Below are 14,636 nucleotides of genomic sequence, written 5' to 3' on the forward strand. Positions count from 1 at the left end.
AAGGCCCCAGGACTGCCTCAATCAGCCCCTGCCGCCTGGGAATCCTGGGCGTCATGGCCCTCATGGCCCTCATGGCTCTTATGGGCGGCTGTGGCAGGCTTCGGTGCGGTAGTCGGCCGTGCTTGCCCTGTCCGGGAGTTGCGGCGCTTGCGGAGCAGCAGGCGTCTGGCGGGACGTTCCACCGCCTCGTACAGGACCCATGACAGGCCGAGGGACACCCCGAAGGCGACGGCGGTGGCGGTCAGGCCCATGGGCACGCCGAAGCGGGGGGTGGTGCCGAGCAGGTTGGTGGCGGCGTGCAGCACCAGCAGGTGAACCATGTAGAACGCGAAGGAGAGTTCGCCCAGCCTCACGAGTCGGCGGTGCCGCCACAGCGAGGGAAGACCGTGCAGGTCCGCGACGGCCGCCGCCGCGACGAGCAGGGCGAAGCCGATGATGGTGCAGGTCGTGGCCGGGTAGCCCGGGGTGACCTGCGGGACCAGGAAGTAGCCGACGATCGCCAGGGCGAGGGAAGCCTCCAGAGCGGGGCCGCGCCATCGGTCGAGGAGCACCAGCCGGGCGACGGCGGCGCCGAGCACGAACTCGGGAAGGCGCGCGGCAGGCAGGGAGTACATGTCCTGGGTCAGCCAGTGGTGAGTGTCCGCCCAGCTCAGGGTCAGTACCGCCAGCACCGATGCCCCCGCCAGCAGTGCCGATCCCCGGGCGCCGAGACGGCGCAGCAGGAGTGCGAGGAGCGGGAAGGCGGCGTAGAAGAAGGCCTCGCAGGCGAGCGACCAACTGACCGGGTTCAGCGTCTGCCACCACGGGTGCCACCAGGAGTGCACCAACAGGAGGTTGGCCACTGCCTCGGGCACGGTCGGCTTCGTCTGATGGGCCAGCGTGCAGGCCATGAGCAGCGCGATCGCGGCGGTGACGAGATGGACGGGGAAGACGCGGGCGAAGCGTCGCCGCCAGAAGGTGAGGGCGCGGTCGTTCGACCGGGTCGACCAGGTCAGTACGAACCCGGAGAGCACGAAGAAGAACGACACCCCGTTGGCGCCGGCCCCGAAGGCCCAGGTCGCGATGCGGTTGCCGGTGCCGTTGAAATAGCCGAAGTTGCGCACGTGCAGTCCGAAGACCAGGAGCGCGGCCATCCAGCGCAGTCCGGTGAGGGAGGGCAACAGCGGCGGTGATGAAGGCTCGTGAAGCGTGGTGGTGGTTGCTGTGGAGGAGGCGGACGGCGTTCGGAACGCCGTGGTCGCCGTCGTCATCGTGTCACCTTTCGAGGGGTGTTCGAGTACGGCAGGAATGAGAGCGCGTGAGGGGAGCGTGACGGGGGCCATGGCCCGTTCAGCGCCTATCATTCCGGTCCCGAAGGCAACCTCACACCGGTGTCGAGGAGCGCCGCTGGCCGCAGGACTCGGACGGCTGGATGTTCACTCGGACGGGCGACCCCGCGGCGGGCGGAGTGCCGCTCGCGGAGGGGTGAGTGGTACGTGGAGGGACACGTGTTGCTTCGTGGCGCCGCCCGGTCCGCCGGGAGACGGCGATCGGCTCGCTTCCTTCCGTACGCGGACCGGGCGGGCACCTCAGCGGTCAGTGCCGTCCGTGGCCGTGGTCGTGCCCGTGCCCGTGTCCCTTGTCCAGGTGGTCCAGTACGGCTTGTGCCATGACCGCTTCACCCTTGGCGTTGGGGTGTGCGGGGGCCGCGGGGGAGGTCGGCTGCAGCGGTTCGATCCAACGGTCCTCGGGCGCCTTGCACATGTCGTGGCCGCGTGTGGGTCCGTAGGTGTCGACGTACTCCACGTGATGCCGCTCGGCCACCGTGCGCAGCATCGAGTTCAGCCGCTTCTCGGTGTCCCGGAGGTAGGGGAAGTCCTTCGACCCGAACGGCACCGTGGGGAAGCAGCCGACGCCGTCGTCGGGCAGCAGGTCCGGGTAGCCGACGACGAGCACCCGGGCGTGCGGAGCCTTGGCGTGCACGGCCTTGAGCACCCGGGCGACCTTCGGCGCGGTCCGGTCGATGGCGGCCGTCAACTCGTCGGTCCCGGAAGCCGTGTAGTGGCGTCGGCACGGGTCTCCGGTCGGTTCCTGGACGCCGAGGGCGGCGCAGGTGGCGATGATGGTGCCGAAGCCCATGTCGTTGCCGCCGATCTGGAGCGTCACCAGATCGGTGTCCCGCCGTAGCGCGCTCAGTTGGGGATCGTTGGTGCCCTGCGCCGTCCACATGTGCTCGGTGGTAGCGCCGCCGCAGCTCATGTCCTTGAACGTGGCCACGCCTCGAGCCGCCGCCACAAGGGAGGGGTAATTGCGGTTGGAGCGGGCGCAGTTGGCGTCCACCTGAGCCGGGATGAGGGGACCCGAGGTGTAGGAGTCCCCGAGTGACACGTAGTCCGTGGCGCGGCCGTGCGCCTTGCCGTGTGCCGCGGCAGGCACGGTGGAAGCGGCGACGAGGGCGCAACCGCCGAGTGCCGCCGCTATCGCGACCGGCCATCGGCGACCGCTCGCCGCCTTGCCCGTATGCCTGTCGTTCGTCATGAAGTTCCTCCACCGGAGTCCTGGATGATGTCGTGCAGGTCGTGCGTGTCGCGCAGGTCGTTCGTTCATGTATGCCGCGGTCGCGCGGACCCGTACGGAGGGGTCCGCACAGTCGACTGGGCTTGTATACCGCTCGGTATGTCTCGGGACCAGAGGTGAGAACCCGGCAGTAATAGGGGAGTTGGGGTGTGTCAGTACCCGGCGATGAGGGAAGGCAGGTCGCGCATGTCGTCGAAGACGGTCGTACCGGGGCCGACGAGCCGTTCGGCCGGGGTCAGTCCGCCCGCGTAGCCGAAGGCGCGCATACCGGCCGCGCGGGCGGCGCGGACACCGGGCTCACTGTCCTCGACCACCACACAGGCCGCGGGGTCGACCCCCATCTGCCGGGCGGCGTGCAGGAACAGATCCGGGGCGGGCTTGCCGCGGTCGACCTCGGTGGCGCTGTAGATGCGGCCCTCGAAGCGTCCGTACAGGCCGGTGCGACCGAGGGTGTGGCGCATCTTGTCGTGGGAGCCGCTGGAGGCCACGCACGTCGGCAGTGTGATGGCGTCGAGTGCCTCGGGCAGCCCGTCGACGGGGGCGAGACCGGTGTCCACCGCCTCGCGGTGCAGATGCTCGAACCGTGCCGCCCACACCGCGGCCGTCTCCTCGCCGAGCCGGGCCGAGATCTGCTCGCGGATGGATGCGTGGGAGCGGCCGATGAACCGGCTGACGACCTCCTCCTCGGTCAACGGCCAGCCCAGTTCCGCGCCGAGGGCGACCTGGACGCGGGCCGCGATGCGTTCGCTGTCGACCAGTACGCCGTCGCAGTCGAATATGACGAGCTCAATCTGCTTGATCATCCCGGCAGCATAGGAGGCCGCCGGGTCGCGCGGCCGTGGCCCGGGTTCGTCGCGATCTCGATTGTCAGTGGGCCCGCCTACGGTGTGAACAGTTGGACCTGCCGAGGAGGTTGCGGGTCCGTCCTGGGGAGGGGTGTGCCATGTCCGCTGGGGCCACGGCATCGACGACGTATCTGGAGCTGTCGCAGGAAGGCGGCGGCGCCCACAAGTTCTACGAAGTGACCGTGAACGGGCAGGTGGTGACGGTGCGGTACGGGCGCATCGGCGCCGATGGCCAGACGCAGACGACGACGTTCCCCACGGTGGAGAAGGCGCGGGCAGCCGCGGCGAAGAAGGTCGGGGAGAAGGTCCGCAAGGGCTATGCCCCGGCGGTTCCCGGGCAGCGGGCTCCTCGTGCCGTGACGCGGCGTCAGGTGGTGTCGGCCCCGTCCACGGCGCGTGCTGTGGCGCCCGTGCTGTGGCGGTTCCGCACCGGCTCCGCCGCGTTCGGTATCCATGTCGACGACGAGCACTGCTGGGTCGGCAACCAGGCGGGCGATGTCTACACCCTGGACCACGACGGCGGCGTGCTGGCCCGCTTCAACCTTCCGGACGGCGTGAAGTGCCTGGTCGCCGACGACTTCTGGATCTACGCGGGCTGTGACGACGGCAGGGTCTACGACCTGTCCTCCAAGCTTCCGTTCGCCGCGTACGACATCGCGGCGGACGTCGACATCTTCTGGCTGGACATCCACGAGGGCATCCTGAACGTCTCGGACCGTGACGGCCGGCTCACGGTCATCGACCACGAGGACGAGCACCAGTGGTCCCGCCGCAGCCAGGGCGAGCATGCCTGGATGATCCGCGCCGACGACCGGGCCGTGTACCACGGGCATCAGCGAGGTGTCACCGCCTACGCGCCCGACGGGGGCGGCGAGTTGTGGCACACCCCCACGCGCGGCGCCGTCCTGTTCGGCTGGCAGGAGGAGGACACCGTGTACGCGGGCACCGCGCACCGCGTGGTCCAGCGGCTGGCGAAGGCGACCGGACGGATCGAGGCCACCTACACCTGCGACAGCGCCGTGTACTCCTGTGCCAGTTCACCGAGCGGGCGGTTCGTCTTCGCCGGGGACGCGGCGTCGTCCGTCTACTGCTTCGACCGCAATGGCACCCGCCTGTGGAAGCTCGGCACGGGCGGCGGCTCGGCGCTGTCGATGCAGTACCACGACGAGCGGCTGTATCTGGTGACCACCGACGGCTCGCTGGTGTGCGTGGACGCGAGCGAGGCTGCCGTCGCCGCGGCGCAGCAGGGCACGGTGCCCGTGGCGCGGGACGTCAAGCTCGCCGCGGCCCTGCCCACCTACGCCCCGGCCACGGAGGTGGCCGCGGTCACCACCGTGGCTCACGCGCCCACCGGGACGGTCGTCGTGGAGTGCGCGCAGGAGCGGGGGCGGCTGCGCGTGCATGTGGTGTCCGACGGCTATGACCCGTCCTGGAACGTCCAGTTCCCGCGCGCGATACGCGAGCCCGGCGCCCGCTACGTCGTGGACGCCTTGCACCCGGCGGCCGGTGGCTTCTACCGGGTCCGGGGCGAGATCCGGCGCCTGCTGTGACCGGGGCGGGTGGCTGGTCCGGTGGCCGAGGCTCCGCTCCGCGGGTCCGTGCCCGCAGGGCGGGGTGTGTCAGGACGCCGCCTTGCGCTGCCGCCTGATCGGTTCCCCCACCCGGTGCAGATGGGCGAGGGCCTCGCGGTAGGACTGGATCAGCCCGGTCTCGTGGTAGGGCACGTCGATCTCCGCGCAGTACGCGCGCACGAGGGCCTGGGCCCGCCGCAGATGGGGCGTGGGCATGCTCGGGAACAGGTGGTGCTCGATCTGGTAGTTGAGCCCGCCGAGCATCACATCGGTGAACGCACCGCCGCGCACGTTGCGGGAGGTGAGCACCTGGCGCCGCAGGAAGTCGGGCCGCTCGTCACCGCTGAACGTGGGCATGCCCTTGTGGTTCGGCGCGAAGGTGCAGCCGAGGTAGACGCCGAACAGGCACTGGTGCACGGCGAGGAAGGCCACCGCCTTGCCGGGGGAGAGGACCAGGAACAGCGCGGACAGGTAGGCCGCGATATGCAGGAAGAGCAGGGAACCCTCCAGCAGTCGGTTCTTCATCCACGGCGAGCGCAGCGCGCGCACGCTCGAGACATGCAGGTTGAAGCCCTCAAGGGTCAACAGCGGGAAGAACAGGGGGGCTTGATGACCCCCGATGAGGCGGGCCAGACCGCTGCTCTCGCGGGCCTGGTCGGTGGACCACACCAGGATGTCCGGGGCGACATCGGGATCGAGGTCCTCGTGGTTGGGGTTGGCGTGGTGGCGGGTGTGCTTGTTCATCCACCAGCCGTAGCTCATGCCGATGCCGAGGTTGCCGAAGAGCCGCCCCCAGATCTCGCTCGGCCGACGCCGCCGGAAGACCTGCCGATGGGCCAAGTCGTGTGCCACAAGGGCCACTTGACCGAACATCAAGGCGAGGAAGGCGGCGACCGCGAGCTGCCACCAGGTGTCGCCGAGCGCGAAGAAGGCTCCCCAGCCCGCCGCCAGCAGCGCGATCACCGTACCGAGTCGCACGGTGTAGTAACCGGGGCGCCGCTCCAGCAGACCCGCCTCGGTGATGCGCCGGGAGAGTCTCGCGAAGTCGCTGCCCGCCCGGGACGGAGAGGTACGGGGACGGGCGGCAGAGGGCCCCGCGGCCACGGAGGCGTCAGTGGAAATCGTCATGCCGTCGAGTCTCGCGACGGGCGTACGGCCGAGACAGCCTGCCAGCCACCGGGTGGTCGGGGGGTTTCCCCCCGGTCGGGGAAGGGGGTTGCCATCCCGCACCCACCCCGCACCCACCCGCTTCCACCTCGCCCCTGCCTTGCCCCGGCACCGTCCGGCACCGATGTCCCGGCACCGTCCGGCTGTATATCCCGGCGCAGGTCCATGACAACTTGGCTAGGGTGACCGGGTGACAGAATTCAACGCCCTTGATGACAGCACGGCATGGCAGAAGGAGTTCGAGCAGCGGCTCCGCGCCTCGTACACGGCAGCCGGTCTCGGTGAGGCCGCGGTGGAGCACATGCTCGAGAATGCGTGCGACGGCATCGGAGACTGGACCGTCGTCGAGCTCGCGGACGAGGGGACCCGGATCGGACACCTCGCCGTGGTCGTGGCCGACGATCGCGGTACGCGCGCGGGCCGCATCGGTGACCTCCGCGTGGCCGCGGCCCATGCCGGGCGGGGGCACGAGCAGGCCGCCCGTGACTGGGCCCAGAGATGGTGCGCGGAGCGCGGCGCCCGACAGGTGAACGTACGACTCACCGAGCCCGCAGGCGAGTTGTACGACGGCTACACCGTGCGTGGTCAGGCCAGAGTGCGGTCTGTCACGTCCTCGCCCGCGCCGCTCGGCGGCCTCACCGCTCGGCCGATGACGCGGGCCGAGTACCCCGAGTGGTTCGCCGCCGAGCGAGACGCGTACATCAGCGACATCGTCCGCTCGGGAGCCCTGAGCCCCGAGGAGGCCGTACGCAAGTCGGACCGCGACTTCGCGAAGACCCTCCCCGAGGGCCTCGCGACGCCCGACAACGCGTTCCTGGTCCTCGAAGTGGCGGGCGAGCGGGTCGGCACCGGCTGGTTGAAGCACGGCCATCTGCCGGGGGTCACCTACGGCTACTCGCTGCACGTCGAGGAGCGGCATCGCGGCAAGGGATACGGGCGGGCCGCGATGGCGGCCGGCGAGCGGGTCACGTTCGAGGCGGGCGACTCGGCGCTGATGTTCTCCGTGTGGGGCGGCAACGAGGTGGCGATGAACCTGTACACGAGCGCCGGCTACCACGTCCTGGAGGAACACCGCTCCCTCGACCTTCCGGACGCCGCGGCCTGGAGGGGGGCGACCCTGGGAGAGCAGGGTCACGCGTCGCCGACGGAGCGGCTGTCTGCCTAGGCTGGAGGTGGCAGGGGCACCCACCCCGCAGGGGCATCCACCCCGCAGATCCCATGGTGAGCGAGATCCCATGTCGAGCCAGAGCACATCGCCGCAGCAGGCCCAGGGACTCTGCGTCCTGGACGACCCCACGCGCAACCGAGGCGTCGCCTACACCCGGGAACAGCGCAGGGAACTGGGCATCACCGGACGGCTCCCCGCGGCCGTACTGAGTCTGGACCAGCAGGCCGAACGGGCCTACCGGCAGCTCCGCGAGCAACCCTCCGACCTGGCGAAGAACGTGTACCTGGGGGAGCTGCACGACCGAGACGAGACGCTCTACTACAAGGTGCTGATCGATCACCTCACCGAACTGCTGCCCGTCGTCTACGACCCCACCGTCGGCGAGGCCATCGAGCGGTACAGCCACGAGTACCGCCGCCCGCGCGGCCTGTTCCTCTCCATCGACGATCCGCAAGAGGTGGAGGAGGCGTTCACCGGTCTCGGTCTCGGCCCCGACGACGTCGACCTGATCGTGGTCACCGACGCCGAGGAGATCCTCGGGATCGGCGACTGGGGCGTGGGCGGCATCGAGATCTCGGTCGGCAAACTGGCCGTCTACACGGCCGCCGCCGGGGTGGACCCGTCGCGGGTGATCCCGGTCGCCCTCGACGTGGGCACGGACAACGAGACCCTGCTCAACGACCCGCTGTACCTGGGCAATCGCCACTCCCGGCGCCGCGGCACCGAGTACGACACGTTCATCCGGACGTATCTCGAGACCGCCTCCCGGCTCTTCCCGCACGCGTTGCTGCACTTCGAGGACTTCGGGCCGGTCAACGCCCGACGCATCCTCGACACCTACAAGGACGCGACGCGGATCTTCAACGACGACCTCCAGGGCACCGGCGCGATCACCATCGCCGCGGTCCTGTCCGCGCTGCGCGTCACCGGCGTACCGATGCGCGAACAGCGGGTGGTCGTGTTCGGCGCCGGTACCGCGGGCGTGGGGATCGCGGACCAGTTGCGCGACGCGATGGTGCGCGACGGCGCGAGTCGTGAGGAGGCCACCGGCCGGATCTGGCTCATCGACAAGCAGGGCCTGCTCACCGACGACATGAGCGGGCTGCGCGACTACCAGAAGCCGTACGCCCGGCCCGCCGCGGAAGTGTCCGACTGGTCCGGCGACCCCCACCGCGCGCCCTCCCTGCCGGAGACCGTGCGAGGGGCCCGCCCGACTCTCCTCATCGGCACCTCGACCGTGCACGGCGCGTTCACGCGCGAGGTCGTCGAGGCGATGGGCGAGGCCGTCGAGCGGCCGATCGTCCTCCCGCTGTCCAATCCGACCGAGCACATCGAGGCCATGCCCGCCGACATCATCGCCTGGTCGCGAGGCAAGGCCCTGGTGGCCGCGGGCATCCCGGTCGAACCGGTGGAGTACAAGGGCGTCACGCACGTCATCGGCCAGGCCAACAACGCGCTGCTCTACCCGGGCCTGGGTCTCGGCACCATCGTCTCCCGGGCCCGGCGGGTCACCGACGGCATGCTGCTCGCCGCCGCCGAGGCGGTAGCCCGGCAGGTGGACGTCAGCGAGCCCGGAGCGTCCCTGCTGCCGCCGGTCGGTGATCTCCGCGCCTCCTCGGCCACCGTGGCCGTCGCCGTGATCGAGGCGGCACGCGCCGACGGGGTCTCCGCCGCCGACATCGCCGACCCGGTGCAGGCCGTACAGTCCGCGATGTGGCAGCCGACCTACCCGGACGGGGCCCTGTGAGGCCACTCTGGGCACCCCCGGCCACAGCCCGACCCCTTGCCGTGACCCCGCGCGCCTGATTGGGTACCGCGCTACATGCGCGTGAGCGCGGCGGGTACGACGAGGGGACGCGGTCGCGTGGCAGCAGCACAGCGGCAGGACACCGACGACGCCTTGCCCGAGGGGCTCGCGCAGGCGCTGCGCGCCACCGCCCGCGACATCGCCGCACTCCTGCGCACGGCGACCGAAACGAGCGTCGACGTACCCGGATCGGAGTGGACCGTCGGTGCGGCGGCGGCTCATCTCGCGCACGCCAACGAGCTGATGACCGATCTCGCACGGGGCCGGGAACGCCCGTACGGAGACGGCACACCCCAGAGCCTGGCCGCCGCCAACGAACGGGTGCTCGCCGCGTTCGGGGAACGCCGGGCGGAACCCCTGGCCGCGATGATCGTGGAGCAGACGGACCTCTTCCTCGACGCGGTCGCCAGGGCGGTGGCGGACGGGGACGCCGACCGGACCCTTGTCACCCCGCTCGGCCCCATGTCCCGGCCCGTCCTCGCCTCGTACCTCCTGACCCACATGCTCGGCCACGGCTACGATCTCGCCCGCGCACTGGGACGGCCCCACATGATCGACCGCCCGCGGGTCGAGCTGTGCGTCCCGTTCCTGATGACGGCCATGCCGCGCGTCGCCAACGCCACCGCCGCCGGACTGACCGCCCGCTACGCCCTTCGCCTCCGAGGCGGCACGGCGTTCGGCGCCACCTTCGACGACGGCGCGGTAGCGGTGACGCCGGGGCCGCCGGACCGCCCGGACTGCGTCATCCTCACCGAGCACGTCACCTTCCTCCTCATGGCGCTGGGCCGCCGCGCCCCCTGGCCCGCCGTCGCCCGCGGCCAGGTCCTCGCCTGGGGGCGCAAGCCATGGCTCGCGATCCGGTTCCCGACCCTGTTCACCGCACCCTGAGACCCCTGAGACCGCTGAGATCGCGGACCACCGCGCCCTTGCCGTACGGCGGAACGTCATGTCCGATTTCCGCCAGCTCTCCGCCCCTCGGTGCCGCACCCTGGAGGGGTGACCAGCGACGACAGCATGTACGAGGCGGTGTGCAGCCGCGATGCCCGCTTCGACGGCGCGTTCTTCTTCGCCGTCTCCACGACCGGCATCTACTGCCGCCCGAGCTGCCCGGCCACCACGCCCAAGCGGCCCAACGTGAGCTTCTTCCCCACCGCAGCCGCCGCTCAGCACTCCGGCTACCGCGCGTGCCGACGCTGCCGCCCGGACGCGGTGCCCGGCTCCGCCGCGTGGAACGCCCGCGCGGACGCGGTCGGCCGTGCCATGCGGCTGATCGGCGACGGAGTCGTGGACCGCGAAGGCGTGACCGGACTGGCCGCGCGGCTCGGCTACAGCGCCCGGCAGGTGCAGCGGCAACTGACCGCCGAGGTCGGCGCCGGACCGATCGCCCTGGCACGGGCGCAGCGGGCGCACACCGCGCGGATCCTCCTGCAGACCACGCGGATGCAAGCGGCCGAGATCGCGTTCGCGGCCGGGTTCGCCAGCGTGCGGCAGTTCAACGCCACCATCCGCGCGATCTACGCCGCCACCCCGAGCGAGCTGCGGGCCGCCAAGCCGGGCCGCTTCCCGCGCCAGGGAGCGGTCGGCGGCGCGGACGGGGCCGCGGGCATCCCCCTCCGGCTCGCCTACCGCGGCCCCTACGCCACCACCGAGGTCTTCGACTACCTCGCGGCCCGCGCGCTCACCGGCATCGAGGAGATCACCGGCGACACCGGCAGCCGCGCCTACCGGCGCACCTTGCGCCTGCCGCACGCCCACGGGATCGCCGAGGTCAGCGAGAAGCCGGGCGACGGCTGGCTGCTGTGCCACCTGCACCTGGGCGACCTGCGCGATCTGACCACCGCCACCCAGCGCATCCGCCGCCTCTTCGACCTGGACGCCGACCCCTACGCCGTCGCCGAACGCCTCGGCGCCGACCCGGCTCTCGCGCCCCTGGTCGAGCGCCGCCCCGGACTGCGCGCCCCCGGAGCCGCCGACCCGCACGAGGTCGCGATCCGTGCCGTGCTGGGGCAGCAGGTGTCCCTGGCCGCGGGGCGGAGGCTCGGCGTCGACCTGGTGGCCGCGTACGGGGAGCCGCTGGAGACCCCCAGCGGCGGCCTCACGCGCGTCTTCCCCACCGCCGAGGCGCTGGCCGGGGCGTCACTGGCGGAGCTGGGCATGCCCGACTCCCGCCGCGCCACCCTGCGTACGCTCGCCGCCGCGCTGGCCGACGGCACGGTGTCCCTGGACGCGGGCGCCGACCGCGACGAGGCCGAGAAGGCCCTGCTGGGCTTGCACGGCATCGGCCCGTGGACGGCCGGCTACGTCCGGATGCGGGCTCTGGGCGACCCCGACGTCCTGCTGGCCGGAGACGTGGCCGTCCAGGCGGGCATGCGGTATGCGGGCGCCGAGGCGTTGGACGCCGAGGGGTGGCGGCCCTGGCGCACCTACGCCATGCATCACTTCTGGAACACCGCCGCCGACCGACGGCACGCCCCCGCGGCATGAGCTGCCGAGGGCATGGAAGAACTTCGTGAAAGGACACGGACCGATGACGGTCTACACGACGATGGACAGCCCGCTGGGCCGACTGCTGCTGGTGGGCGAGGAGTCGGACACCGCCCAGGGGGGCACCGCACTCACCTCGCTGTCCCTGCCCGGCCAGAAGCGCGGGGCCGTCGTCCAGGACGGCTGGTGCGAGAAGCCGGAGGCGTTCACCGAGATCGCCGCCCAGTTGCGCGCCTACTTCGAGGGCACGTCGACACGCTTCGACATCGAGTACGTCACGAGCGGTACGGACTTCCAGCGGCGGGTGTGGGCGGCGCTGGAGGCCATCCCGTACGGCACCACGGTCACCTACGGCGAGATCGCCCGGGAGATCGGCGCCCCGAGGGCCGCGGTACGGGCGGTGGGCACGGCGATCGGCGCCAACCCGCTGCTGGTCGTACGCCCTTGCCACCGCGTGATCGGCGCCGGTGGCGCGCTGACCGGCTATGCGGCAGGGCTGGAGCGCAAGCAGCATCTGCTGAACCTGGAACGCCCGCGCGGGTAGGCTGCGGTACATGACACGCGATCAGGGCGCTTCCCGGCGGCAGGCACCGGCGGTGGCCTTCCTCGAGGGTCAGGAGATCACCACGATCGGATGCCGTCGCTGCGGCACCGAAGTCGCCGGTGTCAACGGACGGTACGCGTGCGGGGTGTGCGGGTGGGTGAACCACTGGAGCGAGGGTCACAACGAGCTGCCGACCGCCGGGGACGACGCGCCGGACGCGTGAAGCCTCCCCGGCCGACTCCACCACTCCACCTCAGCCCTCACTCAACCCCGCTGCCACTCCCGCGAGTTGAGGCGGACGCATCCACGCTGCGGCTTCGGTCGATGAGCGCGGCGAAGGCGTCGAGAACGCGGTGCAGCCCGAACTCGTAGGCGTGGTCGGGGTGGTAGGCGCTGCCGTGTGCGGCGCCTGCCGCCGCGCCGACGCGGACGGCGGTCGGATAGACCTCGGGATCGAGGACCCGGGTGAGCAGCGGGGCGTTCGACTCCCACCACTGTTCGTCGTTCATGGCGCTGTCGTGCTGCGCGGCGCGGGCGTCGGCCTTGGCGCGGGCGCAGGCCTGCACGAAGGTGAGCAGGTGGCTCAGGCAGTCGTCCATCTCGACGTCACTGAGGCCCAGGTCGTCGAGTACGGACAGCTCGTGCTCGTACTTCGCCATCTGCCCCGGCCCCAGCGGAGGCCTGGTGGTGGAGACGGACGCGGCCCAAGGATGGCGCTCGAAGAGGGACCTGTTCTCCTCGGCGACGGCCGCGACGCGTTGGCGCCACGGCTGTCCGGTGGTCTCCGCGCGGGGCATCCGGGCGTAGGCGGCGTCGAGCATGAGGTCGAGGAGTTCGGCCTTGCCCGGGACATACGTGTACAGCGTCATCGGAACCACGCCGAGTTCCTGGGCCACCCGGCGCATGGTGACGGCGTCCAGGCCCTCGGTATCGGCGACGGCGGTGGCCGCCTCGACCACCGCGTCGACGCTCAGCCCGCGCCGCGGACCCCGACGACGGTCGGCGGCGGGGTCACGCCACAACAGATGCAGGGTACGGGCCGGGTCGCCCGCGCTGGTTCGCTCCGTAGCCACGGGGACATCTTCTCGCACCACATCTCTGTACGGTGTACAGTGTACTGTGTACGGCGTACTGAGAAGTATGGAGCACCCGTTCCGGATGATCGCGGAGGAGTATCCGTGCAGATCACTTCAAGTGCCGTGTCGCTCAACGTCGATGACGTTCCCGCTTCCAGCGCGTTTCTCGTCGAGCACTTCGGATTCCGTGAGGAGATGGCCGCCGACGGCTTCGCGTCGCTCACGCGCGACGACGCCGGTATGAACGTCGTCTTCCTGCGACGGGGGCTGGAGACCCTTCCGGCGGACCAGCGCGACGAACACGCAGCCGGGCTGATCCTCGCCTTCGTCGTGGAGGACATCGAGGGCGAACTGGCGCGGCTGCGCGCCGAGGGCGTCGTGATCACCATGCCGCTGACCGAAGAGGAGTGGGGCGAACGCGCCTTCCAGGTCCGCGACCCCAACGGGGTCATCATCCAGTTGGTCGACTGGAACGCGTCAACCGGCGACTGAGGCAACGGAGTTCGGCCCCGGCGGTTGCGTCTCAAGCGGATCCCGACTGCTCGGGGACGGTGTCTTCCGATGGTGGCGAGGGGGGCGGAGGGAACAGGAGGTCTTCCAGCGCGTCCAGAGCGAACATCAGCAGCATCAGCGCTACCGGGACGAGCAGGGCTATCACGATCACATGCCCTCCCGCAGGGAGTGGTGATCAGGCCTGTGGTACGTGGCGCAGGCAGGGCCGGTTTCAGCATGCGGCCAGGTGGGTGACCCCGCACACCGAAGCATCGGGGTGTGTAGGCCGTTCGGGTGAGCGGTGACCGTCCGGATGCGCGTCCGAAGGCTCCGGGCGATCCTGGGCCGACGAGGCGGCCGACCTCCGACGCCCCCGATTCGGGGGTCGGCCGTGCCGGTCCGGCTGCTCGCTGACGGCCGCGGTGATCAGGAGCAGCTCCCCTCACGCCCCGCGTCGACGGCCATCAGGGTGGGTTCCCGCCCCCGGGTGATCGGGCCCGCGCCCCGGGTGGAATACGGCTCGGGGCAGCCATCCCGACCGCACGACGAGCCGTATGGCGCGGCACAGCAAGGAGTGAGGGTTCATGGCAGTGTGCGAGGTCTGCAACAACGACTACGACATGGCGTTCGAGGTGCGAGCGGCCGGCGCCGTCCACATCTTCGACAGTCTCGAGTGCGCGGCCCAGCGCATGGCCCCGTCCTGTGACAACTGCCAGTGCCGCATCCTCGGCCATGGCATGCAGGCCGACGGCCAGTTCTTCTGCTGTGCGAACTGCGCACGTCAGCGTGGATACGCGCAGCTCGTCGACCACGCCTGAGTGCACCGGCCCATCCCCGCTCACCGCGGGAACCGGTGCCCGCCCCGCCTCACCCGCCCGATGAACCGGGCGGGTGAGTGCCAGGGGGACGGGCGAGACGCATCGCCT

Annotated in this window: 15 protein-coding genes; 9 read left to right on the top strand and 6 right to left on the bottom strand. The window is 71.0% G+C overall.

Features of this window, described 5'->3' with window-relative positions:
- Positions 1-17: 17 nt before the first annotated feature.
- From NGF19_RS07225 to NGF19_RS07235, 3 genes are all read right to left on the bottom strand, one after another.
- Positions 18-1,250: an acyltransferase family protein gene (locus tag NGF19_RS07225; RefSeq protein ID WP_252423110.1), complete on the bottom strand. Its 1,233-nt coding sequence runs from the start codon at positions 1,248-1,250 to the stop codon at positions 18-20.
- Between the two features lie 325 nt (positions 1,251-1,575).
- On the bottom strand, positions 1,576-2,517 hold the full coding sequence (locus NGF19_RS07230; protein WP_252423111.1) for an SGNH/GDSL hydrolase family protein: 942 nt from the start codon (positions 2,515-2,517) through the stop codon (positions 1,576-1,578).
- A gap of 191 nt (positions 2,518-2,708) precedes the next feature.
- Complete coding sequence (locus NGF19_RS07235) at positions 2,709-3,359, bottom strand: HAD family hydrolase (RefSeq protein WP_252423112.1); 651 nt, start codon at positions 3,357-3,359, stop codon at positions 2,709-2,711.
- 140 nt (positions 3,360-3,499) lie between these two features.
- On the opposite strand from NGF19_RS07235, the gene NGF19_RS07240 reads away from it, so the two are divergent.
- Positions 3,500-4,951: a WGR domain-containing protein gene (locus tag NGF19_RS07240; RefSeq protein ID WP_252423113.1), complete on the top strand. Its 1,452-nt coding sequence runs from the start codon at positions 3,500-3,502 to the stop codon at positions 4,949-4,951.
- A gap of 69 nt (positions 4,952-5,020) precedes the next feature.
- Here NGF19_RS07240 and NGF19_RS07245 read toward each other — a convergent pair whose 3' ends face one another.
- Positions 5,021-6,100, bottom strand: coding sequence for a fatty acid desaturase family protein (locus tag NGF19_RS07245; RefSeq protein WP_252423114.1), 1,080 nt, complete (start codon positions 6,098-6,100; stop codon positions 5,021-5,023).
- A 229-nt stretch (positions 6,101-6,329) separates the two neighbouring features.
- On the opposite strand from NGF19_RS07245, the gene NGF19_RS30920 reads away from it, so the two are divergent.
- From NGF19_RS30920 to NGF19_RS07275, 6 genes are all read left to right on the top strand, one after another.
- Positions 6,330-7,304: a GNAT family N-acetyltransferase gene (locus tag NGF19_RS30920; RefSeq protein ID WP_252423115.1), complete on the top strand. Its 975-nt coding sequence runs from the start codon at positions 6,330-6,332 to the stop codon at positions 7,302-7,304.
- Between the two features lie 70 nt (positions 7,305-7,374).
- The gene (locus NGF19_RS07255) at positions 7,375-9,054 is read left to right on the top strand and encodes an NAD-dependent malic enzyme (RefSeq protein ID WP_252423116.1); all 1,680 of its coding nucleotides are present in this window, start codon (positions 7,375-7,377) and stop codon (positions 9,052-9,054) included.
- 117 nt (positions 9,055-9,171) lie between these two features.
- Complete coding sequence (locus NGF19_RS07260; RefSeq protein WP_252423118.1) at positions 9,172-10,002, top strand: maleylpyruvate isomerase family mycothiol-dependent enzyme; 831 nt, start codon at positions 9,172-9,174, stop codon at positions 10,000-10,002.
- Between the two features lie 126 nt (positions 10,003-10,128).
- Complete coding sequence (locus NGF19_RS07265) at positions 10,129-11,598, top strand: AlkA N-terminal domain-containing protein (RefSeq protein WP_252423237.1); 1,470 nt, start codon at positions 10,129-10,131, stop codon at positions 11,596-11,598.
- Positions 11,599-11,641: 43 nt separating this feature from the next.
- Complete coding sequence (locus NGF19_RS07270) at positions 11,642-12,142, top strand: methylated-DNA--[protein]-cysteine S-methyltransferase (protein ID WP_252423120.1); 501 nt, start codon at positions 11,642-11,644, stop codon at positions 12,140-12,142.
- Positions 12,143-12,152: 10 nt separating this feature from the next.
- Entirely contained in the window at positions 12,153-12,365 is a 213-nt protein-coding gene (locus NGF19_RS07275) for a hypothetical protein (protein ID WP_252423122.1), read from the top strand.
- A 37-nt stretch (positions 12,366-12,402) separates the two neighbouring features.
- On the opposite strand, the gene NGF19_RS07280 is transcribed toward NGF19_RS07275, so the two are convergent.
- Entirely contained in the window at positions 12,403-13,215 is an 813-nt protein-coding gene (locus tag NGF19_RS07280) for a TetR/AcrR family transcriptional regulator (RefSeq protein ID WP_252423124.1), read from the bottom strand.
- Positions 13,216-13,320: 105 nt separating this feature from the next.
- Between NGF19_RS07280 and NGF19_RS07285 the strand changes: the two genes are divergently transcribed.
- Positions 13,321-13,710, top strand: a complete 390-nt coding sequence (locus tag NGF19_RS07285) for a VOC family protein (protein WP_252423126.1) — start codon at positions 13,321-13,323, stop codon at positions 13,708-13,710.
- 31 nt (positions 13,711-13,741) lie between these two features.
- On the opposite strand, the gene NGF19_RS07290 is transcribed toward NGF19_RS07285, so the two are convergent.
- On the bottom strand, positions 13,742-13,882 hold the full coding sequence (locus NGF19_RS07290; RefSeq protein ID WP_252423128.1) for a hypothetical protein: 141 nt from the start codon (positions 13,880-13,882) through the stop codon (positions 13,742-13,744).
- Positions 13,883-14,294: 412 nt separating this feature from the next.
- Between NGF19_RS07290 and NGF19_RS07295 the strand changes: the two genes are divergently transcribed.
- Positions 14,295-14,528 (top strand): metallothionein, encoded by a 234-nt coding sequence (locus tag NGF19_RS07295; protein WP_252423129.1) that lies wholly within the window; start codon positions 14,295-14,297, stop codon positions 14,526-14,528.
- Positions 14,529-14,636 lie beyond the last annotated feature (108 nt).

This window comes from Streptomyces macrolidinus (assembly GCF_023887685.1).
In the GTDB taxonomy this organism is placed as follows: domain Bacteria; phylum Actinomycetota; class Actinomycetes; order Streptomycetales; family Streptomycetaceae; genus Streptomyces; species Streptomyces macrolidinus.

Coding starts and splice junctions, on each gene's coding strand:
- NGF19_RS07225 (WP_252423110.1), bottom strand. CDS start 1,250: ATGACGACGGCGACCACGGCGTTCCGAACGCCGTCCGCCTCCTCCACA.
- NGF19_RS07230 (WP_252423111.1), bottom strand. CDS start 2,517: ATGACGAACGACAGGCATACGGGCAAGGCGGCGAGCGGTCGCCGATGG.
- NGF19_RS07235 (WP_252423112.1), bottom strand. CDS start 3,359: ATGATCAAGCAGATTGAGCTCGTCATATTCGACTGCGACGGCGTACTG.
- NGF19_RS07240 (WP_252423113.1), top strand. CDS start 3,500: ATGTCCGCTGGGGCCACGGCATCGACGACGTATCTGGAGCTGTCGCAG.
- NGF19_RS07245 (WP_252423114.1), bottom strand. CDS start 6,100: ATGACGATTTCCACTGACGCCTCCGTGGCCGCGGGGCCCTCTGCCGCC.
- NGF19_RS07255 (WP_252423116.1), top strand. CDS start 7,375: ATGTCGAGCCAGAGCACATCGCCGCAGCAGGCCCAGGGACTCTGCGTC.
- NGF19_RS07265 (WP_252423237.1), top strand. CDS start 10,129: ATGTACGAGGCGGTGTGCAGCCGCGATGCCCGCTTCGACGGCGCGTTC.
- NGF19_RS07270 (WP_252423120.1), top strand. CDS start 11,642: ATGACGGTCTACACGACGATGGACAGCCCGCTGGGCCGACTGCTGCTG.
- NGF19_RS07275 (WP_252423122.1), top strand. CDS start 12,153: ATGACACGCGATCAGGGCGCTTCCCGGCGGCAGGCACCGGCGGTGGCC.
- NGF19_RS07295 (WP_252423129.1), top strand. CDS start 14,295: ATGGCAGTGTGCGAGGTCTGCAACAACGACTACGACATGGCGTTCGAG.